The organism is Paenibacillus sp. FSL R5-0378 (assembly GCF_038009285.1).
GTDB classification, from domain to species: domain Bacteria; phylum Bacillota; class Bacilli; order Paenibacillales; family Paenibacillaceae; genus Paenibacillus_AQ; species Paenibacillus_AQ favisporus.
This window is the reverse complement of the sequence record NZ_JBBPAY010000001.1, coordinates 5,393,143-5,415,542: the sequence shown is the minus strand read 5'-3', so window position 1 is coordinate 5,415,542 and position 22,400 is coordinate 5,393,143. Positions and strand designations below refer to the sequence as shown.

Below are 22,400 nucleotides of genomic sequence, written 5' to 3'. Positions count from 1 at the left end.
CAGAACCACGGTGCAAACTATTAATCGGTTTTGCTAGCGGAGGTTAAGATACTTTATAGACGATTTAGAAGAACAGCCCGACACCTTGTTGGGCTGTTTTTTTGTTTCCCTTATGCCTGTTTGTGTCGAATGTGGCCCCCGAGCTGTTGAACCATGGAGGGGCATCGAATGCAGACGGCCTGATGCTTCGTTTTGAATTGACGTTTGTTGTTATATCTTGTCATTTGTATTTATAATGAAGAAAAACGGTTGGAGGTTACTATGTTTGCAACCCAGCGAAGAGAAAAAATACTGGAGGCGCTTCAGCGCGATAAGCAAATTGTGGTGAAGCAGCTGGCTCGCGAGCTGCAGGTGTCTGAGGGGACCCTACGGACGGATTTGCGGATGCTGGAAGAAGAGGGCGTCCTGGAGCGTACTCACGGCGGAGCGGTTCCGGCGAGGACCAAACCGGTGCCGGCCGAGCCCCGGTATCCGAGCCGCAGCGAGCTGAACTACGAGGAGAAGCGGGCGATCGGGACAAAGGCTGCCGAACTCGTAACCCGGGGCCAATGCATTATTCTGGATGCCAGCTCCAGCGTGCTGGAGCTGGCAAAGGCGCTGGTGGAGCATGATTATCTCACCGTCGTAACGAATGGACTGGAGGCTGCCACCATCCTGAACCAGAATCCGCGGATCAACGTCATTTTGGTCGGCGGGATCCTCCGCTCCGGCTCCAAAACGATCGAGGGGGTTCTGGGAAAAAGCATTTTGGAAGGGATTCATTCCGACCTGTTCTTTACTTCTGCGGAGGGGCTGAGCGTCAGGGAGGGCATGACCGATTTCAGCCTGTACGAGGCGGAGCTGAAGAAGCTGATGATTGCAAGCTCGAGCAAAACGGTTGCGCTGGTGGACCACACCAAGCTGGGCCGGCGGTCGATCGCCACATCCGCCAAAATGGAGGACATCGACGTGCTCATCACCGATGAAGGGGCAGACCCGGAGTTTCTGCGTCAGCTGGGTACGACGGAAGTGTTGATCGCTCCCTATTTATAATACGGCGGTCCGTGATCGTGTCTGACTGAATTTATATCGTCATTTATTGCCATTTAAAAACGTTCATAAAAGCAAACAATCGTTGACAAACGCTGACAATCACAGGGAGAATGAACATATAAGAACACGGCGGGAGGATCTAAAAATGAGTTTGGAGACGGTGGACGGTTTTATTATTGATTTGGACGGGACGGTATACCGGGGGGCGCAAGCCATTCCGGGGGCCAAGGAGAGCATTGCGCTGCTCCGATCGCAGGGCAAACGGATGGTTTTCCTCAGCAACCGGGGGAACATTTCACGGGCGATGTGCCATCAGAAGCTGCTTTCCATGGGGATCGACGTGCCTGCGGAAGAGATCCTGCTTACTTCCACGGTAACAGCCCGGTACCTTCAGCAGCACCACCCTGGAAGCCAGGCTTGGGTGCTGGGGCCGGACGGACTGCGGGATGAACTGGTACTGGCCGGCATCGGGCTGGCTGAGAAACCCGAGAATGCCGAGTGGCTCGTCATCACGCTGCACGAGGAGCTGACTTATGCGGAGCTGAATCAGGCGTTCCGGGCCGTGCGGAACGGCGCCCGCATCATCGCGACCAATGACGATAAATCGTTCCCAGGGGATGACGGGGAGTGCATCGACGTCGGCGGCATGATCGCCGCCATCGTAGCCACGGCGGGTCAAGAGGTCGAAGTGGTCATCGGCAAGCCGTCGGCCTTGATGGCCGAAGCGGCTTTACAGGTGCTGGGACTGCCGCCGCAGCAGTGCTTGGTGATCGGGGACAGCCTGGGCTCGGACATCCAGCTCGGCCGCCGTGCAGGCATCCGCACCGCGCTGGTGCTGAGCGGATCGGCAACAAGGCTGGATGCGGAGACGGCCGCAGAAGGCCCGGACATGGTCTGGGAGTCGCTGGCCGAGCTTCAGCATCTCTTGAAGGGAAAGGAAGGAATCAAATGACGGATTGGTTGAAGGATATCAGGGAAGCGGCGGGACGTATGGATGACGCGGATGAGCGACTCGCCGACATTTGTCCGGTCGTGCTGGAAAGCGGTGCGATCCGGAAGGCGGGCGCTTTTTTAAAAGATCAGGATTACCACCGCGTAATCGTCACGGCTGACAAGAATACCTTTGCAGCCGCCGGCGAACAGCTGATGGAATCCGTTACGGAAGCAGGGGTTAACGCAAGCGTTACGTTCATTTCCCCTGATGAGCAGGGCGATGTCATCGCCGACGAGCGGTCAATTGTGCAGCTGCTGCTTGACGTGAAATCCACTAAGGCGGATGCGGTGGTTGCGCTCGGATCAGGAACGCTGCACGACGTATCCAGATTTGCCGCATACTCGGCAAGTATCCCGTTTGTATCCGTGCCGACCGCCCCGTCGGTGGACGGATTTAATTCCAAGGGAGCGCCGCTCATTATCCGCGGCGAGAAAATTACGATTCAATCGATCGGCCCGGCGGCGATTTTCGCCGATCTGGATATTTTGACGGCTGCGCCGCGGACGATGGTCGCCGCCGGCTTCGGGGACATGCTGGGCAAATGCACGTCGCTGTTCGATTGGAAATTCGGGAGTCTGACGGCCGATGAGCCTTATTCCGAAATTGTGGCGGAGATGACGACCAAAGCGCTGCAGCAGTGTGTGGATCACATCGATGCGATCGCGGACCGCACGCCGGAAGGAATCCGGGTGCTGACGCAGGCGCTGATCGAGTCCGGTTTTGCCATGCTGCTGTTCGGCCAGTCGCACCCGGCTTCCGGAGCGGAACACCATTTATCCCATTATTGGGAAATGGCGTTTTTACGTGAAGGCAGAAGGGCGGTACTGCATGGGGCCAAGGTCGGCGTCGCCTGTGCGGAAATTTCGCAGTTGTACCACCGGCTGGACGCGGAAAATTCCCTCCCGGTAGCTGAGGAGCAGTTGGAGCGCGTCCGCGCGGAACTGGCCAAGGTGCCGTCACCTGAGACGCTGAGGGCCTGGCTGCGCAAGGTGGGAGGTCCCGCTTCCATTCAGGAGCTGGACATCGATCCGGAGCTGCTGAAGCGAAGCCTCGCGGAGGCCGACCAGATCCGTCCGAACCGCCATACCCTGCTGCGGGCGGTGAATGATCAGCGGCGAAAGTGATTTGTTGGGAAACGTAGCAGTGATCACGGTCGGGTGAAAAAAACGCGTGAATAATTGACTATACTTAAATGAGGGCCGCCGGTATGGCGGCTTTTTTGCGATTTCATTGACCATGGTCTGTTTGTTCATTTGTTTTTGCTCTGGACCGAAAAAAATAAAACGTTTGGAGGACAACCTCCCGTCTATAAGTCAGACAACAAAAATGATTCCAGGGAGGGCGTCATGACAGAACAAGAGCTGGCCGCAGCGGCTTGCGCAGGAGACGAAGAAGCTTTCTTCAGCTTCTTATCCATTCATAAGCGCAAGCTCTACGGCATTGCATACAGCTACATGCACAACGAATCCGATGCGCTAGATATGCTTCAGGAAGGAGCTTATAAAGGGTGGTTGAAGTGCCATACGCTGAAAGACCCGGCAGCCATGCTGCCCTGGCTTATCCGCATCTTGATCCGCTGCTGCATCGAAGAAATCAGGCGGCGAAAACGCAGGCCGCCGATCGTGATGGAGCAAGCGTATCGAAACAGCCCTGAGATGGTAAGCGTGGCAAAGCTCGATATGGAGAATGCGCTGAATCGTCTCAAGCCGAAGTACCGGCACGTGATTATCCTTAGATACTACAATGATATGACTATACCGGAGATTGCCAAGGCCCTTGGGAAGGCCGAAGGAACGGTCAAGACGTGGCTGCATCAAGGTTTGAAACAGCTTCGCGGCAAAATAAATTACGGAGGTGAACTTCGGTATGACCAACAATCATGAGGAATGGATGCTGGAGCAAGAGTGGCAGGAAATGCGGCGGGAAACAGGAAAAGTATCGGATCAAAGGCTGGACGAGGTACTTTGGCAAGGCGTCCGAAAAGCCTCCACCGAACGGGCGCGCCGCTTGTCCAAGCACCGGACCGCAAAAAGGTTACGGATCACCGCTGCGATCTTGGCGGTTGTTGTGGCAGGCGGGGCAAGCGCTGCGGGCAGCCGTATGCTGCATCTGACGCCTGCCAAGGAACAGGAATGGAGTCAAGATCAGCTTCCCTCCTATACAGAACGCATTTTTCAGGAACCCGATAATTTTCTGCAGATGGTCAAGCAAGCCGCCGAACACGGGCTCTATCATGAGATGAACCAATCCGTAAACGCAGGAGGATATACGCTCAAAATCGAAGGGATCGCAGCAGACAGCCGCAGAATCATTATGTTCTACACCGCAGAGAACGGGAACGGGAACCTCCCTTTACGCCTGAGCTATAACCATCCTCCGAAGCTTCTCGACGGGCAGGGAAGAGCATTGCAAGGAACCTTCACTTGGGGTACCTATGCCAAGCTGCCGAAGGATCAGCCTCTGACTCAGGGCGTGATGGTTTTTGATTTCGATACGCCCGGACAGCTGCCGGTGAGTTTCCAGATTGAAACGACGTGGTCACAGCTGAAACCTGAGGGAAGCAAGGAACAGACAAGAACCGAAACGCTTGTGGCCCCAGTTACCCTTCAACAGAGTTTGCATGCAGCGGATTTGGAGGAGCGGCCGATCCATGTCGAAATCAATCAGGGCGAACAGCAGGTCACCTTTACTAAAATGGTGCAGAGTCCCTTGCGCACGGACCTCGTATTCAATTACAAGAGCGATACCGGTACACCGATGGACAAGATCGAGGCCACGCTGGAGCTCGTCTCCAAACAAATCAGCTCAAAGCAGCGCTTGGATTTCCATACCATGCTCAGGTACGATCGTACGCAGCTGACACCTAATGGAGGAACGATTTACCTGACGAGCAACTACTACTCAGAGCATCGAGAATTATGGCTGAACTTTTATTATGCGAGCTTTCAACCCAACCATGAGGTGGAGATTACCGTCGATCCGGACAAGGGGACAATAAGCGACTCCCCGGATGCCAAGATTTTGATCAAGCAAGTGGCGGAGAAAAGCTCTGAGCAATCCTTGGAACTGCGCCTGCTGTACGGATCGAAACAACCGATTGAAGACGGATACTTCGAACTGAAGGATACTTTTACGGATGCGGCGGGACAAAGTCATCCCTTGGTTCAGGAATATCAGGCGGGAAAAGGCACCTACCTCTCGATTCCGAACTACAGGCAGTATCCCGGACCTTACCGCTTCGTCATTCGAAAATATGAGGGTAACGTTGTTCAAATGAAGGAAGCCGAAGAACAGCGTATACGGTGACTGTATGTTTCTGTATATTTCATTCCTCGCCTCAAAGTGTATTCGCTAGGCGTGTAATCTTCTTTAATCTAAGATGCGAAGGGCTCCTTTCTAATAGAGAAAAGAGCCTTTTCTATAGTGAAATATTATTTCACGGACCTAGGAGCGGATTTGTTGTATTCACTCGGTTTGAGGAAAGGACGAGGTAGGGTTTAGCCCCTGAACCTAAGGCAGTGTAGTGTTGCCAGGCAGTGAGTAGGCAGTGAGTTAATACTCACTGCCTTATGTTTTTTCTGTACAGAGCAAAGCGATTGTACAGCAGTATTGCCCCCTACAGCAGCGAGTGTTTGGAGGGTCGAGCGCCTTTGGCTTTGTGCGAAACACAAAACAAGAAAGCGAGACCGGCCAAACAGGAGCAGCCCCCAAACAGGAGCAGCCCCCAAACAGGAGCAGCCTGCACTTTTTTACAATTACCATAAAAGAATATTATTACTTCCGAAATAAAATATTATTTCAAAAACCGTTGACCGGAATGAAATTTATCGTTATTATGAAATCAAGAAATAGAAGTCAACACGGATAGGGGGATGGCTATGGATGAGTATCTGGCGGGGTTAACGACAGAAGGGATCAACGATAAAACATTGAGTATAGATGAATGTTCAACCGAAGAGATGGTTCGCCTGATGAATGAACAGGATTCCAAGGTTCCGGCTGCAGTCGCTGCAGAGATACCGCAAATTGTGAGGGCGGTGGACACACTCCATCATGTGCTGAAGAATGGTGGAAGAATGTTTTACGTTGGGGCTGGATCTTCCGGCAGGCTCGGTGTGCTGGACGCTTCTGAATGTCCTCCCACGTTCGGCGTGGATCCCTTGCTGGTACAAGGACATATTGCCGGAGGAGACGGAGCACTGAGAACTGCTGTTGAGGGTTATGAAGACAATGCTGAGGAGGGGGTCGCTTTAATTGAAAGGTGCGGCGTGACAGACAAGGATGCGGTTATCGGCATCAGCGCCAGCGGAAGCGCGACATTCGTCATCGCTGCCTTGAAGAAGGCAGGGGAAATCGGAGCCGCTACGATCGGCGTCGTCAATAACAAAAATTCCAAAGTGGAGCACGTCTGCGACGTATGCATAGCACCTGTCGTAGGGCCGGAAGTGATCATGGGATCAACCAGATTAAAAGCGGGGACTGCACAGAAAATGGTCCTGAACATGCTGACCACCTGTACGATGGTGAAGCTGGGCAAGACCTACAACAATCTCATGGTGGACTTGAAAGCAAGCAATATCAAGCTGCGGGACCGATCGGTGCGTATCATAAAGACAGCAACCGGGGTCGATGACAAGACGGCACTTTCCTATTTGGAAAGCGCTTCCATGAATTGCAAGCTGGCCATTATGATGATCAAAACCGGCTTGGACGCCAAGGCGGCGGAACAAGCGCTGGATCAAGCCGAGGGGAGCCTGAAGAGGGCGATCCGCAATTTTTCGAAAGTGGTCTAATACCAGAGGATATCCTTGAGGAGGCATGTTGTTCATGAAGAAAAGAATGCGTGTATTAGCATCCGTATTTGCCGTAAGCATGGCGCTGACCACACTGACGGCCTGCGGCGGCAAAGGCGATTCCAAATCGGCCGAAGCGTCCGATCCGAACGCGAAAGATACCATTACGGCGCTGCTGCCGCCGGTATCTGGCAATTTCCAGGACACCTTTGCGGACATTCAAAAGGAATTTACGGAGAAATATCCGAACCTGACGCTGAAAATCGAACCGGCCAGCTGGGAGGACATGACGCAGAAGCTTGATACCCAGGTGAACGCCGGCAGCCCTCCGGACATTGCGTTTATCGGTTCCGACGGCATCTCCAAATACGTTGACCAAGGCATGGCGCTTGACATCAAGGACATCGCCACACCGGAAATGATCAACGATTACGACAAAGGACCGCTGGAATACATGAAGAAGGGCGACGGCCTGTACGGCTTCCCGGCTTATATGGAAGTCCACGCGCTGGGCGGCAACCGCGAGTTCCTCGAGAAGGCGGGCATCGACTGGAAAAAGGTACAGCAGCAAGGATGGACCTTCGATGAGTTCCGTGAAGCCATCAAGAAAGGCGTCGTTTCCGAAGGCGGCAAAACGTCCCGTTACGGCTTCGTATTTGCTACCGCCGGCGTCACTTCGAAAGACTACTTAGGCATTCTGATCAAAAATGCAGGCATGCCTTCCGCATTTACGCAAGATTTGAAATACGCGTACACCAGCAAAAACTATCTTGAAGTACTTAAGGATATCCGCGCATTGATCGACGACGGCTCCATGCCGAAGGAATTGAGCTCCATTGACGCGGGTAAACGTTGGAACATGTTCCTGACCGGCCAAACGATGATTACCGGTAAAGGGATGGCGACCTTCGAAAAATCCGCAAATACGAACAATGAGAAAATCAAAGCCAACGACGGCAGCGCGGTCAAAGGCAGCATTCCTGTGACTTACACGGTTCTCCCGGTTCCATCCTTCCTTGGTGAAAAAGCCGTTTCCAGCGTAGCGGTCGACGGTTACGTCGCATTCCGCGGCAAAAAGGAACCAAGCGAAGCCCATAAGCAAAACGTCGTGAAGGCGCTGTACTTCCTGGCCAGCGGCAAAGTAGCCGCAACCACGAACAACGATCTGTTCGTCGCTCAAATTACGGAAAGCGGCAGAAAAGCGGCGGAAAGCATGCCGGTTGAACGCGACGCGGACAACAAGGCAGCCGTTGAAACGATGCTGAAGAACGCGGCACCGGCCCGCCCGGACATCCCGGCTGAGCTGGAAGCCAAAGCCATCAAGCTGGAGGACGAAGTGATCGTTCCGAAGCTGCAGGCACTCATTGCCGGCGAGATCAAGCCGGAAGAGATGTACGATGCCGTCAAATCCGCCGCAGTTTCCGCGTTCGGTGAAGACGGAGTAGTGAAAGACTAATCCCTGAATTAAGCGGATAGCCGTGTGCGGGTCACGCGGCTATCCGATATATAGGCTGTAAGAAGGGATAGGAAAGGAGTTTCGCAAAAGATGGCTCAACTAGCTAAACCGGCCAAAAGACGCAGAATTAGGGGAGACGGAGCCTGGGCGTATGCTTTTATCGCCGTTGCTTTGGTGGTCTTCGCCATGTTTACCGCTTATCCGGTCGTGAGCGCGTTTATTATCAGCTTCCAGAAATACAAGCCGATCGGCTCGGAGTATGTGGGGTTCGATAACTACATCGCCACATTCAAGGATTCCTTGTTTTGGAAATCAGTGGTCAACACGGTCGTGTACACGATTCTAACCGTCCCCGTATCGTTAATTATCTCCTTCGCCATTGCGATTCTGATCCTGCCGCTGAAGAAAAAGCTGCAGACGACGTTCAAGGCGGTCTATTACCTGCCTGCAGTCGCTTCAGGTGTTGCGCTGTCGGTGGTATGGCTGTGGATCTTCGATCCGATGCCGGAAGGCATTTTCAACAAGCTGATCAGCTTGTTCGGCATCAGCAACCAGAACTGGCTTGGCTCCAGCGCCACGTCGATGTTCTCGCTGGTCCTGATGGCCTGGCTGTCCAGCCACGGCACCAGCATTATCATTTACTTGGCCGCGCTGCTCGGCATCGATTCCAGCTATTATGAAGCCGCCGATTTGGATGGCGCCAACTTTTTTCAGAAGCTGTGGTACATCGTCATTCCGAGCCTGAAGCCGACGACACTGTTCCTGCTGGTTACCGGGGTTATCGGTTCCTTCCAGGTGTTCCAGAATGCGTACCTCATGACAGGCGGCGGCCCGGACAACTCGACGACGATGGTAGGTCTCCTGATCTTTAACAACGCCTTCAAGTACTTCGAATTCGGCAAAGCGGCAGCCCAGTCCCTCGTGCTCGCGGCGATTATCGCCCTGATCTCGCTGGTGCAGTTCAAGTTTATGGGCAAAGACGTGGAATATTAAGAAATACGTCGCTAAGACGTCATTTCACAGAAGACAGACCGCGCTTCGCGGAAGTTTTTCTTGCGAGATCAGGATGCTTAAGCGAAAGAAGTTATACTTTCTGATCTCTTAAGTAAGGAGGAAGATCCGAACATGGCACTTTACAGCGAACATACCGGAAAGCCGGCGGCAAAGCGCGCCAGAAACGGTGTGATCATTATCATTTTGATCCTATTTGCATTAGCAACGATTTTCCCCATTTATTTCATGATCATGTCGTCCTTTGGCGATCCGATCGAAGCGGGGGCGGCGAACTATTCCCTGTTTCCGACCAAATTCACGCTGGACTCCTATAAATTCTTTTTTGATTACAGCGAATATTCGTACCGCTGGCTGCTGAACTCGCTGATCGTGGCGACGACGGTTATGGTATCGAATGTGTTTTTCGCCAGCCTGGCGGGTTACGCGTTTTCCAAAATCAAGTTTAAGGGGAGAACGGTTCTGTTTACGATCCTGCTGATCGCCATGATGATCCCTTATCAGGTGACTCAGGTTCCGCTCTACATTTTGATCGTCAACATTTTCAATATTCAAAACACGTACAGCGCCTTGATTTTGCCGGGCCTGGTCACGGTCTACAACATTTTCTTGGCCAAACAGTTCATGGGCAGCATTCCGGGGGAAATCCTTGAATGTGCCAAAATCGAAGGCTGCAACCAGTTCCAGATTTATTTCCGGATCATTCTGCCATTGTCCAAAACGGTGCTGGCGGTTATGGCCATCCTGACCTTTATGGACAGCTGGAACACGTTCTTCTGGCCGTTCCTCGTGACAAACACGATGGATATGCAGACGATTCAGGTCGGTCTGAAAAACTTCCGGTTTGCGAATACGACCTATTTTGCGCCGATGATGGCGGGTGCCACCATTTCCGCGCTGCCGATGTTCATCCTCTTCTTCAGCCTGCAAAAGTACTTCCTGGAAGGAGTCACGGTGGGAGCCGTGAAGGGCTGATATGGGGACAAAGGGAGAAAAAGCGGAGCTTCGATGTCCCCGGTATGCCGTTGGTCTGATGTCCGGGACGTCGGTGGACGGCATCGATGCGGCAGTCGTGGAAATCAACGGCAATCGGGAGGAGCCTCCAGGCGTGCGTCTGGTCGCTTTTGAAAATTCGCCTTACCCGGCGGGTGTCAGGGAAGACATTTTTGCTTTATTCGATCCATGCAACGCAACCGTTGACCGAGTTGGAAAAATGAATGTGCTTTTGGGAGAACTGTATGCCGAGGCGGCTTTGTCCGTGATTGGAAAGGCGGGGCTGTCCGCCGAGGACGTTTCAGTGATCGGTTCACACGGTCAGACGATCTACCACGCTCCAAGCATGGAGCCGTACCATGGCCGTAACGTGCATTACACCGTGCAGATCGGAGAAGGTGCGGTCATCGCGGCAAGAACAGGGATTCCTTGCGTGTCGGACTTCCGGCCGGCGGACATGGCTGTCGGCGGTCAGGGAGCGCCGCTGGTTCCCTTTACCGAATATTTGCTGTACCGGGAGGAACACCGGACACTGCTGCTGCAGAACATCGGCGGCATCGGGAACATGACGGTGATTCCGGCCGGATGCAGCCCCGGTGAGGTATATGCTTTCGACACAGGCCCGGGAAACATGATCATCGACGGGGTCGTGGAACGGCTGTATCCGGGACAATTAACGATGGATATTGGAGGAGCGATCGCACGGTCGGGCACCGCCGATCCGCGTCTGCTGGGCCGGCTGCAGCAGGAGGCTTACTATTCGCAGCCGCTGCCGAAATCGACGGGCCGCGAGCTGTTCGGTTCCTCTTATATAGATAAGCTTCTGCATGATGCCGAAGCGCTAGGCATGCAGGCGGAAGACATTGTCGCCACAGTGACGATGCTGACCGCCTGGTCGATCGGCGACGCCTATCGCAGATATGTGATGGCAGGCCATCCGGCCGATGCGATGATCGTTGGCGGCGGAGGCAGCTACAATCCGGTGCTCATGGAATGGATCCGCAAGGAGATGGCGAAGGAAGGCGTTCAAGTGCTGACACAGGAGGCCATCGGCCATAACAGCGATGCGAAGGAAGCCGTAGCGTTTGCCGTTCTGGCGGATTATGCGATCACCAACCGGCCGAATAACCTTCCGCATGTGACCGGCGCTTCCAGACCTGTCGTCATGGGCAAAATCAGCTATTAAAGGGATGGAGGAACTCACCAGATGGTTGTAACCACTTGGAGTGACCAATACACCGGTGCTGTCATTGACTTGTGGAACACGGTAGCTGTGCGGGACGGCTACAAGGAGATGACGGAGGCAAGCTTCAGCGGTATATTTACGGATAATCGCTATTTCGATCCAGAGAACACGTTTGTTCTCGTGGAAGAAGGTGAAGTGAAGGGCTTTGCCTGCGGCTGCACCGGCGGTGATCTGCCGCTTGGAGATCATGCGGGGTACATCACCTGCATCGTGCTTGCCGACGAAGCCTGCACGGATGACAACTACAAGATGATGCTGGAGCATCTGGAAGGGCGCTTTCAGTCGCTGGGCAAAAAGCAGGCCGACGTGCTGTTTTTCAATCCGATGATGCTGCCCTGGTACATACCGGATACGCCGCGCCACGAGCATAACAATGCGCCCGGTGTGCCGACAGGCAGCAGGCTCCATTCGTTTTTGCTGGGCCAGGGATACGTCGAGAGGGCGCAGGAATGCGCGATGTACCTTAACCTGTCTTCGTTCTCGATCCCGCAAGAGGTTCGCGGGAAAGAAGAGAAGGCCCATGCCGAGGGATACACGGTGGAGCTGTTTGACCAAGGCAAGCATCACGGCGTTAAGGACATGCTGCAGGGCTTTGATAATCCGCTGTGGCAGAAGGAAATCGCCCAATCGACCGAGGACGGGGTGCCTGTCGTCGTGGCGGCGAACCACGGTAAGGTGGTCGGATTTGCCGGTCCGGTTATCCGCCAGGAGAGCGGGCGCGGCTATTTTGCCGGCATCGGCGTTCATCCCGAGCATGAGGGACACGGACTCGGCAGCATCCTTTTTTTTAAGCTGTGCGAAGCATTTCAGCAGATCGGGACGGATTATATGTCCCTGTATACCGGCAGCACCAATCCGGCCATCCGGATTTACGAGAAGGCAGGGTTTAAGACGGTCCGGACATTTTCGATCATGAGAAGGGAGTTTTAAAGCGATGAGCGAACAGAAATTGACGATTATGGCGATTGGCGGCCATGTTGGGGATGCGGAACTGACGGCGGGCGGTGTGCTTGCCAGCCATTCCTTGAAGGGCGACCGCATCGTCACGCTGGCACTGACGGCAGGAGAACGCGGCGTGCCTGCGGGTCAGGATATGGCGGAGTACCGCCAGCAAAAGGTGAACGAGGCCAAGGTGTTTGCCGACATGCTGGGGGGCGAGTCCATCGTGTTCGACATTCCCGACGGCGAGCTGAAGGATACCGAGGACATGCGTCTGAGAGTATGCGACGAAATCCGGCGCGTGAAGCCGAACATCATCATTACCCACTGGAAGAACAGCATGCACAAGGACCACGCGACGACGCATAACATCGTGAACGATGCGCGCTTTTTTGCCGGCCTGGCGTCCTTTGAGCGGGAACTGCCCGCGTTTTTCGCTTCCAAGCTCTACTATGCGGAAAACTGGGAGGATGCAGTGGATTACAAGCCGTACGTGTACGTGGACTTTTCACAGGAGGCTTTTGACCTGTGGGTGAAAGCGGTATCGCAGCATTGGTTCGTCACGAACAGCAAGTCCTTCCCATATCTCGAGTACTATAAGCATCTGGCACGCGTGCGCGGAATCGAGGCGCGTAAGGAGTACGCGGAAACGTTTATGATTCCGGCGGAAACGATGCGCCTGCGCCAAAGCGAACTGTAAGCGGAGTCAGGCATTTCATGCCCGCTTGTGACTGTGACGATACCTCGGTTACAGTCATTTTTTTAGGGGCGTACACTAATTTCTTACCAGGAGGTCGCAATGATCGCTAACGGAATTGACCGGATCCAAGATTATGCCCATCTGCTCCAAGGGAAGCGGCTCGGGCTGATTACGTCACCGACGGGCTTAAACCGTAAATTTGAATCCACCATTCAAATCCTGCATGAGCGGTTCCAGCTGACGGCGCTGTTTTCGCCGGAACACGGGGTTCGGGGGGATCAGGCAGCAGGGGCGCAGGTTGAAACCTACCGGGACCCGATTACCGGCGTGCCGGTGTACAGTCTGTACCGCAAGGACTCCAAGCGGCTGAGCGCGGAAATGCTGGATGAAGTGGACGCCGTCGTTTACGATATCCAGGATGTGGGCGTGCGCTACTATACGTTCATTTATACGATGCTGTACGCCCTGGAGGATTGCGCCAATGCGGGAAAAGAGTTCATCGTCCTCGACCGGATCAACCCGCTGGACGGGGTGACGGTGGAAGGCAACGTCCTGAAGCCCGGCTTTGAATCGTTCGTCGGCAATTACCCGCTCGCCGTCCGCTATGGCTTGACAGCCGGCGAGGTGGCGTCGATGGCGAACGAGCAAATGGGCTGGAACGCTCAACTGCATGTCGTTCCATGCGGCGGCTGGGACCGGAACATGCTGTTTTCCGAGACGGGAAACCTCTGGGTCATGCCGTCGCTCGGGCTGCCGCGCTTTGACAGCGCGCTCCTCTACCCGGGAACCTGTTTGTTCGAGGGTACGAACCTGTCCGAAGGACGGGGGACGACGGCGCCTTTTGAAATCGTTGGCGCACCGTTTGTTGAGGCAGAGAAGCTGGCGGACGAGATGAACGGCATGAAGCTGCCCGGCGTTATTTTCCGGCCGGTTTATTTCAAGCCGACGTTCTCCAAGCATGAGGGCGAGCAGTGCGGCGGCGTGCAGCTGCATATTACCGACCAGCGGGCGCTTCAGCCGCTTGAGACGGGAATCCGGCTGATGTATACGCTGAAGCGGAACTATGAAGCATTCGAATTTTTGCCGCCGCACAAGGGCAACAAGCTGCCGTTTATCGACCTTTTGGGCGGGGATGATCTGTACCGGAGCGAGCCGCTGGATCTGCCGGCCTTGCTGGAACAGTTCCGTGAGGAAGCCCGCTCGTTTGCCGACATGAAGCAGCAGTATCATATCTATTAGACAGACGAAGGAAGGGATGACGATGCGGTACGTAGCCGGGCTGGATGGCGGCGGAACGAAAACGGCGGTCGCCGTCGCCGATGAGAGCGGCGAAGTAATCGCCGCCTTCGAATCCGGCGGCATCAATTACAACGGACAGGACGAGGCCAGCATCGAAGCCAGCCTGCGCGACATGCTTGGGCGGATCGGCGAGGCCGCCGGCGGGCTGGACCGCTGCGCCTATCTGTGCATCGGTGCCGCAGGGGTTAGCAATCCCGCCGTGAGCGCCCGCCTGACCGCCAAGGTCAGGGAAAGCGGCTATGCGGGCGGCCTCCTGATCACCGGCGATCAGGAAACGGCATTGAGCGGCGCGCATGAAAGCGAGTACGGCATGATCCTGATCGCGGGCACGGGGTCGATCTGTTTCGGCCGCAACGAACGCGGCGAGACCCATCGCACCGGCGGATGCGGTCACCTGATCGATGATGAAGGAAGCGGGTATGCGATCGGCCGGGATCTGCTGTCGGTTCTGGTCCGGGCCCATGACGGCCGGCTGCCGGAAACGGTCATTACGGACCTGGTCTACGGCAAGCTGGGCCTGAAATCGGTACGGGACATCATCGGCTACGTGTACGATCCAGCCCGGAGCAAAAAGGACATCGCCGCGTTGGCGCCGCTGCTGACCCGGGCATGCGAGCTCGGCGACTCTGCTGCTCTGGGCATTGCGCAGCGCAGCGCGGCTTCGCTCGCCGAACTGGTAGCGCCCGTTGCCGAGAAGCTGGCGCTGCAGACAGGGGCGCTGGCCATGGCCGGAAGCGTGCTGCTTAACAACGTGTATATCCGGGACGCTTTTCTGGAGCGGCTGCAGGAACGCTATCCGGAAATCACCTGCATCACGCCCAAAAAAGACGCGGCCAACGGCGCGGTGCTGATGGCGCTGAATCGTCTGCGGGGAGCAAAATAGCCGCATGACCAACGGTGAACCGTGAAGTCGACCGCCAACCGGCGCCAATAGCAAAACCTCCTTTCCTTGCGGCATATGCCGGCATGATAAAGGAGGTTTTTTCGTTGTAACCCTTAAGATAAAGATGCGTTTCTCATACCTTCGTTTGGAAAGGAATCGTCATGCCGGCGGGGCTCCATGTCTGTCCGAACCATCACGACGGACACCTGAACGATCTGCAGAAAGCAGGATATTTCAGCAATACGGAAGAAATAGGTAGGCACGAGGGGCGTATAATGCAAAGGAAAATCGGAATGAGGTGCGCATTTACATATGGATGACTTTGAGTTGATTGAAGGATACCGCCTTGATTTGCAAAAGTATTCCGCCTGGCAGCTGCGGTACATTCCCGGACCCGAGATCTGGTCGATCGGCCAGATGTACGATCATCTGATCGCCGTTGCCATGGAGTACCTCGACTTTGTCCAAATTTGTGCAGAGAGTACGGAGGAACAGCCGCTGGGCAGAACACCGGCTGGAGATGACGTGTTCCGGCGCGGCGGCTTTCCGCCGGTCAAGATCAAGCTGGAAGGAGCGCAGGCCGCCAGTCCGAATAACGCGTTAAGCGGCGAAGAACTGGACGAGGGGCTGGCGAAGGTGATGGCAAGAATGCGGGAGTGGGAGCTGAAATTGGAAGAGATTCATCCGGGCGGCAAAGTCCGGCACGGCGGCTTCGGCTGGCTGAATGCCCAGGAATGGTACCGGCTGATCGGCATGCACTTCCGCCACCATTTGCGGCAGCAAGCGGAGCTGGAAGAGCGGCTGCCAGCGCATCCCGGGGAAATTTAAAAAGGATGATTACCGGGTCAACTGCGGATCGAATAGGGAGCAAGCACCTTTTTCCAAGCTTCGGCATCCCCTTCCCAGGTCGACCCGGCGGGCATCCGAACGATGCGGATCCGCGGGTGTCCCGAATCGATCTCGGCTGTATCCGGATCACTGCTGTGCAATACAAATAAATATCGGAGATGTGGATTGGAGTAGCTGTTCTCGATCGTCTCGAATATGCGGAAGGCATCTTCGGTATGCTTGACCGTCCGGATCAGCAGCACGTCTTGGACGGATGAGAGGCAGCGGTTGAAGCGTTCGATCCGGCGTTCCAGCCTGTCGCGGAATTCTGGATAATCGAAGAGCGGGGGCAACTTTGGATCGTATTTAAAATCGTGAAAGGACAGGCAGTTGCTGGCCTTATCCCGAACATAGTGGCAGTTGACCGAATGGCTGTAGACCTCCAGGTTCGGCAGCAGCATAAACCGTTCAAATCGCGATTCAAGCACCTGGCAGAAGCCCGGGGTTGAGGCGAAGTTGAACCAGTCGAAAGGACCGGCAGCCGTGCGCAGCCCGCTCCTCCGCAGCTGGGAGGCGACCTGGCAGCTGCTGCCTAGACTGAATATGGCATCGAAGGACTTAACCATGGTCAATTCCCCCTTTCTGAGTACAGGACTGAATCTATCATATTCGCGACGCTCTTTATCGGAAACGGCATGAATCTATTTTCTACCAAAATGCTGTGACGATAAATTTGCTATAATACTAGAGATTACACCGATAAAGGAGCCAGAGAAATTAACATGACGGAATCCAAAACGTTGGGAAAAACCCAATTTCAGCAGGTCCGCGAGTTTCATGTGGGCTTTGACTGCCCCGCTCCGGAAGAGCCGCAGGCTTTGAACGACAAGCTGGCGATGAACCGCGCCGCCTTTATTATGGAGGAAGTGATTGAACTGCTGCATGCCACGGCCGGCAATGACGAAAGGTTCCAGGCATTTTTCGCCGAGCTGATGGAACGGGCGCAGGATACATACCGCAAGCAGCAGCAAAAAGCCTATCCGGAGGACAAGCTGATCGGCCAGATCGATGCGTTCACCGACATTCTGTACTTTGCCAACGGCGGATTCGTCGAAGCGGGCGTGGAGCCGGACCGGATTTTTGAGCATGTCCATACCGCCAACATGGGCAAGCTCTTTCCGGACGGAAAGCCGCATTATAACGACGTGGGCAAAGTGATCAAGCCGGACCATTGGGAGCGGGACTTCGCTCCGGAACCGAAAATCGCGGCGGAGATCACCCGGCAGATCGAGCTCGGTCCGAAGCGGTTCAAGTAAGGCTGCAGGGGATTGGGAACCAAGAGAAAAACGGCTCATGGCGGATGGAATATCCGTTCATGAGCCGTTTCCCTTTATCTAAGTATGACCACCAATTATGAAAGTAAAACTTAGTAGTTAGCGCCGTGATTGAACGGCTTGATTGCGTCCTTCGTGTCGTAATTAGCGCCGTGATTAAACGGCTTGATTGCATCCTGTGTGCCGTAGTTTGCACCGTGATTGAACGGCTTGATTGCATCCGCCGAAGCCACCGCCGCTAAGAGTCCGCTAAGAAGTCCAAGCAAGATTACTGTCGAGAGAATCGTTTTTTTCATCTTTTAATTCACTCCCATAGGTAATTTTATTAGACAACGGTGTAGTCAAATCTGCAAACCTCTGATTAGCTTGTCTACGACAATATTATCAGAAAATGTAAAAGTCTGTAAAGGGTTATCGACAAAAAAATTCAACTTTTTCTTTCCGTAATTCGTATAACAAGAAGAATGCTCCGGACAGCTGCAAAAGAAGCCGGAAATTGTCCGGTAGGGCGGTAAAAATATTGTCATTACCTGGCATTCGCAGCCGCGTCTATGATAAGTTCATAGGGAATGGATAAAGGGGAGGAATCGATGAAGAAAAGGATCAACCTGCTGAATCTCGTATTTTTTGTGCCCGCGGTCATTTTGAGCTTCGCGGTTTGGAACGATTACAAGCAGGACGTAGCCCGTGTTGAGGACCGTCTGCAGACGGTGGAGGGTTTGTTTTACCTGGATGGGGGAAGCAAGGTCATCAGCCTGACGGATGGCGCTGAAGGTATGGATGCTATTCTTTATGATGCGGCGACGCATCAGGAAGTAACTACGATCCATTTGCGCTCCAACATACATAATCAGTTTGTAGGCTCCTATCAGATAGGGAATCTTGTGATTGCTACGACGGATGACAGTTCCGGGCTGCAGCTAAACGTCATTGGCCCCGGCGGCCATGTGGAGGAGCTTGTTCAAGGTACGCTGGAATTTGACGGCTTTTTAACATCGGCCGTTCATCATTGGAATGGCCGCATGCTGGTCGGTGGGGAAACGGTAAATGACACCTTCGTCGTTGGCGAGGTGAAGGACGGAGTATTCCAAACGGCTTATCTCAACGAAGACACCGGACTGCCCGCAAGGCCGACGTCAATGTCCGAAGTCATGGGCAGTTTTAACGACAGCCGCGCCGTCCCCCTCTATGAACTGGATCTGAAAGATGGCAGCACCGCGTACGTCAGCGGCCTATTGAATGCACAGCACAAAGCGGCCATACGGATCAGGCCGGAGGGAGGATCTGGCTTTGACGCAGAGGATCTAGCGGAGCAGCAGTTTGCCGCACTTGCCGGTGTGGATCCTGCCCGGCTGTGGAGGACCGAATCCGGTGAACCGAAGCAGGTGCGGACCTACGATGCGGTCAAAGGTGATTGGGGGAGTGTCGTTAATACCCCTGCTCCGATATATCAGGCAGCCGTCTTTCCGCTGAACGACCGCGAGACGCTCATCTTCGGTTCGACGGCAAAGGACGAACGGAAAGGCCGAGTCACCGGATATCTCTACGACCGGCAGACTCGGTCGTTTATAGACTTGTCTCAGCCATTGTCTAGCCTGGAACCGGAGGATGTAAGCAGCGGTACGCTGTCCTTTTTCAAGGAAACCGGAGATGCGACGCTGTACTTTACCGACGGAGAAAAGTCGGCCGGCTGGCTGAACGTTAAAGGGGGCACGCTTACCCGCATGACCGGCGAAGCGCTGCAAACCTGGCAGATGGCCGAAGGCGCCGACCGGATCTCCTGGACAAGCTTCGCTCATTATTTGAAGCGCGGCAATGCGCTTGTCATCAACTGGGCAATTTGGCTGCTGATCCCGCTGGTGCTGTTTGGCGGTCTCGGTCTGCTGATCCGGATCATGACAGCCAGACAGAAGAAGTTTACGGCCGAAGGAACGATTGTGCAGGGAACGGTAACCCGACTGCAAGAGACCGGAACCTACGTAAACGAACAACCGATGATCCGCTTTGACATCCGTTTCGAGGATGAAGGAAGGATGAAGGAAACGAGCATTAAGAAAGTGGCTTCATACCTTCATGCCCCGCGCGTGGGCGATCCCGTGCTGATCAGCTACAGCCGCAAAAAAAATCGCGCGGTATTCGTGACCGATGACGAGCTGCCACAAACCGCGCCCGAGGTCATCCGGGACGCCGTCCTGACGCGGATCGACAGCTATGGCAAGGCAGGCCGCGGTGAAGCGCTATTGCTTCATTTCGATACCGGCGGACAAACTTGGGCCATCCCGGTAGTGCAGGCGAACGGGTTTGTCTACCGGACCGGGGATAAGGCGGATCTCATGCAAATCGGCGGCGTCACCCGGCTGTACAATTACAACAGGACACGTGACATGAGAGGGGCGGACCAGCTGACGCTGGAAGGTGAGGTGATCCGGATCGAGCATATTCCCGTGGAGATCGTGAACAGACAGCTGATACTGTTCGAGCTGCTGCTTTCCCATGGCGATCAACGGTCGCGCAAGGTGAACAGCCAGTTCGTGCCGGTTCGCCTGCCAATTGCGGTAGGTGCCGTCATCCCGGTGTCGGTGAACAAGGGGGAGTATGAACAAGAGCTTCGCCTCCTTCAGGGCAAGCAGGGCAGCGCCAACGTGACGGCAGTACAGTTTGATGGCACCGTCGGCGAACGTCCATTTGCCCGCATTACCGTTACAAAAAACGGAATTTCGTACCGAATTGAGCAGTCCATCGAACCGTTATACGGCGTGGAAGTCGGCGATGACCTTTGGATCGCTTATGATGAAGAGACAAGGGAAGCCGTGATCGTACAATACGCCTCTGCGTAAATAAACATCGCCGGTGTTGGGAGAGGAGAGAGAACGACGATGAATAATGAAGCTGCACAGCTGCTGCTGAAATGCCATGCTTTTACCCATAACCGCATAGAGCATTGGAAAATGGAAAACGGCTTTCTGGGCAGCCTAAGGCCCTTCCGCGGGGAGCTGCGCGAGGGGAACCTTCATGAGGTTATGACCGCCTTGCGCGCGCTGTCGGACGAGCTTGGCCGGGATCAGGTGAACCGGGAACTGATATCCAGCCTGTGGGGCCTCTACCATTTGGCCCGGGCCTGGGCTTTGGAGCCGGAAGGCATGCTGCGTTCGAACGGCCTGCTTTCGAAGGCACAGATCGAAACGATGGAAACGTGGCTGAACCTGATATCCTATGCCGTCATGATCCTGCTGGAAAATGGCGGTGAGGAGGAAGCGTTCCAAGGTTACCGGGAATACGTGCGCAGCCGGGTTCTTCCCCTGAAAAAAGAGCTGGAAGCACTGCTCCCCGGCAAAATCCAGGACGAGGAAATCCTCGGTCTATATGATCAATATAGGGATCATGGCGGGGCGGCACCTTCGCGTCTGGATGAGTTTGAGAAGAAATTCAGCATCCTTCTGCCGGAGGATTTTCGCGCCTTTTATGAACAAAAAGACGGAAGCGGCTATGCCTTTCATATCCTGTATCCGGGTGAGGACGCGGAAGAGGCGGCTCCTTTTTATCTCATGTCCCTCGCCGAAATGGAGGACGTCAAGCGGTATTTCTGCGAGAGGGATGAACTGCTGGAGGAATATTATTCGCCGGAGGAGATCGCCAAGCTGGATCGCGAACTCAAGCCCTACCTGTTCCACCGCCAGTGGTACCCATTTGCGAGCATGGCCGGAGGGTCGCTTTATCTGATGCTGGACCTGGATCCGAGCGATGAGGGGACGTATGGGCAGATCATCAGCTACATCCATGATCCGGATTTCGTGTATTACACGGCCGACTCGTTCACGTCCCTGCTGCGGGAGTCCAACCGCAATCTGGCCCAATTGGAGGAAATCGAATACTGATCATGCTGACATCGATATTAAATAAATATCATTCCTCCTGGAGAGGAGAGATTACACAGGGAGCAAGCGGCTGGAACAATACGACCCGGTTTATTGAAGGAGCGGAGGGGCGCGGCGTCCTGCGAATTTACGAAACGCATCGGGAAATCGATAAAATCCGGTTTGAGCACGCCGTGCTGGCATCGCTTGCCCGGGACAAACTGGACTTCCGCACACCTGTACCGATACCTGCCCTGACGGGCGATACGATCGTCCAGCTGGATGACGGGAGCGGACGTTATGCTTGCCTGTTCAAATACATTGACGGCATCCGACCCGAATCCACCGGTTTTCGGGCCGCGTATTCCTTCGGGGAAGCGGCGGGCTGCCTCTCCGATGCGCTCAGCCGGCTCGTGGTTGCTCCGTCACCCGCCTACCGGCCCTACTATGAGCTGGCACATTCGTATCCGGGGTGCAGCCCGGAGCGGGTGGGGCAGTTTTGCATCGCGCCGCCTGAGCCCTTCCGCGGCTTGGAGGGCCCGCTTCGCAGGATCGGGGAAGCTCACAGAGAGGTCATCCGCGAACTTGAAGGGCTGGAGCGCCTGCCGCAGCAGCTTGTGCACGGAGACCTAAATGCTTCCAATTTGCTGGTGGGTGCAGACAAGCCTGAGCAGGTCACGGCGCTGCTCGACTTTGAATTTTGCACCCGTGACGTTCGGGCAATGGAGCCCGCGGTCATCCTACCGGGGCTGCTTGGGGACGATCCCGATACCGGCATGGAGGCGGCCGTTCAGTTTTGCCGCGGCTTCGGCAGCCGCGTCCGCCTGGCTCCGGATGAAATCCGGGCGATCCCGGTGCTGATGAAGCTGCGGAACGTGGACGTGTTCCTGCATTTTATGACCCGGTATGAAGAAGGTACGGACGGCCCCGAGGTGCTGCACGAGCAGATTCCGGCCATTGGTGCCGAACTCGCACGGCTTGAACGGGACAGAAGAGCGGTTGAAGCTCTGCTGGAACGATACCTGCGCCCGGAATGAC

The 22,400-nt window shown here is 54.9% G+C and carries 21 protein-coding genes; 19 read left to right on the top strand and 2 right to left on the bottom strand.

Annotated elements, in window-relative coordinates; genetic code table 11:
• The first annotated feature begins 261 nt into the window (after positions 1-261).
• The 15 genes from MKY74_RS25030 to MKY74_RS24960 all read left to right on the top strand — a co-directional run bounded on the left by MKY74_RS25030 (position 262) and on the right by MKY74_RS24960 (position 16,174).
• On the top strand, positions 262-1,032 hold the full coding sequence (locus tag MKY74_RS25030; RefSeq protein WP_076171057.1) for a DeoR/GlpR family DNA-binding transcription regulator: 771 nt from the start codon (positions 262-264) through the stop codon (positions 1,030-1,032).
• A 145-nt stretch (positions 1,033-1,177) separates the two neighbouring features.
• Complete coding sequence (locus tag MKY74_RS25025) at positions 1,178-1,984, top strand: HAD-IIA family hydrolase (RefSeq protein ID WP_076171059.1); 807 nt, start codon at positions 1,178-1,180, stop codon at positions 1,982-1,984.
• Complete coding sequence (locus tag MKY74_RS25020; protein WP_076171062.1) at positions 1,981-3,150, top strand: sn-glycerol-1-phosphate dehydrogenase; 1,170 nt, start codon at positions 1,981-1,983, stop codon at positions 3,148-3,150. Before MKY74_RS25025 ends, MKY74_RS25020 begins: the two co-directional genes overlap by 4 nt.
• Positions 3,151-3,372: 222 nt before the next feature.
• Complete coding sequence (locus tag MKY74_RS25015) at positions 3,373-3,909, top strand: sigma-70 family RNA polymerase sigma factor (RefSeq protein WP_076171065.1); 537 nt, start codon at positions 3,373-3,375, stop codon at positions 3,907-3,909.
• Positions 3,893-5,332 carry a DUF4179 domain-containing protein gene (locus MKY74_RS25010; RefSeq protein WP_076171068.1) on the top strand — a complete coding sequence of 480 codons (1,440 nt, stop codon included), beginning with the start codon at positions 3,893-3,895 and terminating at the stop codon, positions 5,330-5,332. Before MKY74_RS25015 ends, MKY74_RS25010 begins: the two co-directional genes overlap by 17 nt.
• 572 nt (positions 5,333-5,904) lie before the next feature.
• The gene (murQ, locus tag MKY74_RS25005) at positions 5,905-6,819 is read left to right on the top strand and encodes an N-acetylmuramic acid 6-phosphate etherase (RefSeq protein ID WP_076171070.1); all 915 of its coding nucleotides are present in this window, start codon (positions 5,905-5,907) and stop codon (positions 6,817-6,819) included.
• Between the two features lie 34 nt (positions 6,820-6,853).
• Positions 6,854-8,275: an ABC transporter substrate-binding protein gene (locus MKY74_RS25000; protein WP_076171073.1), complete on the top strand. Its 1,422-nt coding sequence runs from the start codon at positions 6,854-6,856 to the stop codon at positions 8,273-8,275.
• Between the two features lie 90 nt (positions 8,276-8,365).
• Positions 8,366-9,268 carry a carbohydrate ABC transporter permease gene (locus MKY74_RS24995; protein ID WP_076171075.1) on the top strand — a complete coding sequence of 301 codons (903 nt, stop codon included), beginning with the start codon at positions 8,366-8,368 and terminating at the stop codon, positions 9,266-9,268.
• 132 nt (positions 9,269-9,400) lie between these two features.
• Positions 9,401-10,261, top strand: a complete 861-nt coding sequence (locus MKY74_RS24990) for a carbohydrate ABC transporter permease (protein WP_076171078.1) — start codon at positions 9,401-9,403, stop codon at positions 10,259-10,261.
• Between the two features lies 1 nt (position 10,262).
• Positions 10,263-11,465, top strand: a complete 1,203-nt coding sequence (locus MKY74_RS24985) for an anhydro-N-acetylmuramic acid kinase (RefSeq protein ID WP_076171081.1) — start codon at positions 10,263-10,265, stop codon at positions 11,463-11,465.
• Between the two features lie 21 nt (positions 11,466-11,486).
• Entirely contained in the window at positions 11,487-12,455 is a 969-nt protein-coding gene (locus MKY74_RS24980; RefSeq protein WP_076171084.1) for a GNAT family N-acetyltransferase, read from the top strand.
• Between the two features lie 4 nt (positions 12,456-12,459).
• Positions 12,460-13,164, top strand: a complete 705-nt coding sequence (locus tag MKY74_RS24975; protein WP_076171086.1) for a PIG-L deacetylase family protein — start codon at positions 12,460-12,462, stop codon at positions 13,162-13,164.
• 99 nt (positions 13,165-13,263) lie between these two features.
• On the top strand, positions 13,264-14,403 hold the full coding sequence (locus tag MKY74_RS24970; RefSeq protein ID WP_076171089.1) for an exo-beta-N-acetylmuramidase NamZ family protein: 1,140 nt from the start codon (positions 13,264-13,266) through the stop codon (positions 14,401-14,403).
• 16 nt (positions 14,404-14,419) lie between these two features.
• Positions 14,420-15,346 (top strand): N-acetylglucosamine kinase, encoded by a 927-nt coding sequence (locus MKY74_RS24965; protein ID WP_341013090.1) that lies wholly within the window; start codon positions 14,420-14,422, stop codon positions 15,344-15,346.
• Positions 15,347-15,658: 312 nt separating this feature from the next.
• Positions 15,659-16,174, top strand: coding sequence for a DinB family protein (locus MKY74_RS24960; protein ID WP_076171095.1), 516 nt, complete (start codon positions 15,659-15,661; stop codon positions 16,172-16,174).
• 17 nt (positions 16,175-16,191) lie between these two features.
• On the opposite strand, the gene MKY74_RS24955 is transcribed toward MKY74_RS24960, so the two are convergent.
• Entirely contained in the window at positions 16,192-16,800 is a 609-nt protein-coding gene (locus MKY74_RS24955; protein WP_076171098.1) for a DUF1796 family putative cysteine peptidase, read from the bottom strand.
• 156 nt (positions 16,801-16,956) lie between these two features.
• On the opposite strand from MKY74_RS24955, the gene MKY74_RS24950 reads away from it, so the two are divergent.
• Positions 16,957-17,490, top strand: coding sequence for a hypothetical protein (locus MKY74_RS24950; RefSeq protein WP_076171100.1), 534 nt, complete (start codon positions 16,957-16,959; stop codon positions 17,488-17,490).
• 110 nt (positions 17,491-17,600) lie between these two features.
• Here MKY74_RS24950 and MKY74_RS24945 read toward each other — a convergent pair whose 3' ends face one another.
• Positions 17,601-17,804 (bottom strand): hypothetical protein, encoded by a 204-nt coding sequence (locus MKY74_RS24945; RefSeq protein WP_076171102.1) that lies wholly within the window; start codon positions 17,802-17,804, stop codon positions 17,601-17,603.
• Positions 17,805-18,098: 294 nt separating this feature from the next.
• Between MKY74_RS24945 and MKY74_RS24940 the strand changes: the two genes are divergently transcribed.
• Genes MKY74_RS24940 through MKY74_RS24930 form a run of 3 tightly spaced genes read left to right on the top strand, consistent with a single transcriptional unit; the run spans position 18,099 to position 22,399 of the window.
• The gene (locus MKY74_RS24940) at positions 18,099-20,345 is read left to right on the top strand and encodes a hypothetical protein (protein ID WP_076171105.1); all 2,247 of its coding nucleotides are present in this window, start codon (positions 18,099-18,101) and stop codon (positions 20,343-20,345) included.
• Positions 20,346-20,384: 39 nt separating this feature from the next.
• Positions 20,385-21,383: an SMI1/KNR4 family protein gene (locus MKY74_RS24935; protein WP_341013086.1), complete on the top strand. Its 999-nt coding sequence runs from the start codon at positions 20,385-20,387 to the stop codon at positions 21,381-21,383.
• Positions 21,384-21,385: 2 nt separating this feature from the next.
• On the top strand, positions 21,386-22,399 hold the full coding sequence (locus MKY74_RS24930; RefSeq protein WP_076171107.1) for a phosphotransferase: 1,014 nt from the start codon (positions 21,386-21,388) through the stop codon (positions 22,397-22,399).
• The last annotated feature ends 1 nt before the right edge of the window (position 22,400 follow it).

Coding starts and splice junctions, on each gene's coding strand:
- MKY74_RS24930 (WP_076171107.1), top strand. CDS start 21,386: ATGCTGACATCGATATTAAATAAATATCATTCCTCCTGGAGAGGAGAG.
- MKY74_RS24940 (WP_076171105.1), top strand. CDS start 18,099: ATGAAGAAAAGGATCAACCTGCTGAATCTCGTATTTTTTGTGCCCGCG.
- MKY74_RS24975 (WP_076171086.1), top strand. CDS start 12,460: ATGAGCGAACAGAAATTGACGATTATGGCGATTGGCGGCCATGTTGGG.
- MKY74_RS24995 (WP_076171075.1), top strand. CDS start 8,366: ATGGCTCAACTAGCTAAACCGGCCAAAAGACGCAGAATTAGGGGAGAC.
- MKY74_RS25015 (WP_076171065.1), top strand. CDS start 3,373: ATGACAGAACAAGAGCTGGCCGCAGCGGCTTGCGCAGGAGACGAAGAA.
- MKY74_RS24970 (WP_076171089.1), top strand. CDS start 13,264: ATGATCGCTAACGGAATTGACCGGATCCAAGATTATGCCCATCTGCTC.
- MKY74_RS25030 (WP_076171057.1), top strand. CDS start 262: ATGTTTGCAACCCAGCGAAGAGAAAAAATACTGGAGGCGCTTCAGCGC.
- MKY74_RS25020 (WP_076171062.1), top strand. CDS start 1,981: ATGACGGATTGGTTGAAGGATATCAGGGAAGCGGCGGGACGTATGGAT.
- MKY74_RS24945 (WP_076171102.1), bottom strand. CDS start 17,804: ATGAAAAAAACGATTCTCTCGACAGTAATCTTGCTTGGACTTCTTAGC.
- MKY74_RS24950 (WP_076171100.1), top strand. CDS start 16,957: ATGACGGAATCCAAAACGTTGGGAAAAACCCAATTTCAGCAGGTCCGC.
- MKY74_RS24935 (WP_341013086.1), top strand. CDS start 20,385: ATGAATAATGAAGCTGCACAGCTGCTGCTGAAATGCCATGCTTTTACC.
- MKY74_RS24985 (WP_076171081.1), top strand. CDS start 10,263: ATGGGGACAAAGGGAGAAAAAGCGGAGCTTCGATGTCCCCGGTATGCC.
- MKY74_RS24990 (WP_076171078.1), top strand. CDS start 9,401: ATGGCACTTTACAGCGAACATACCGGAAAGCCGGCGGCAAAGCGCGCC.
- MKY74_RS24955 (WP_076171098.1), bottom strand. CDS start 16,800: ATGGTTAAGTCCTTCGATGCCATATTCAGTCTAGGCAGCAGCTGCCAG.
- MKY74_RS25025 (WP_076171059.1), top strand. CDS start 1,178: ATGAGTTTGGAGACGGTGGACGGTTTTATTATTGATTTGGACGGGACG.
- MKY74_RS24960 (WP_076171095.1), top strand. CDS start 15,659: ATGGATGACTTTGAGTTGATTGAAGGATACCGCCTTGATTTGCAAAAG.
- MKY74_RS24965 (WP_341013090.1), top strand. CDS start 14,420: ATGACGATGCGGTACGTAGCCGGGCTGGATGGCGGCGGAACGAAAACG.
- murQ (WP_076171070.1), top strand. CDS start 5,905: ATGGATGAGTATCTGGCGGGGTTAACGACAGAAGGGATCAACGATAAA.
- MKY74_RS25010 (WP_076171068.1), top strand. CDS start 3,893: ATGACCAACAATCATGAGGAATGGATGCTGGAGCAAGAGTGGCAGGAA.
- MKY74_RS24980 (WP_076171084.1), top strand. CDS start 11,487: ATGGTTGTAACCACTTGGAGTGACCAATACACCGGTGCTGTCATTGAC.
- MKY74_RS25000 (WP_076171073.1), top strand. CDS start 6,854: ATGAAGAAAAGAATGCGTGTATTAGCATCCGTATTTGCCGTAAGCATG.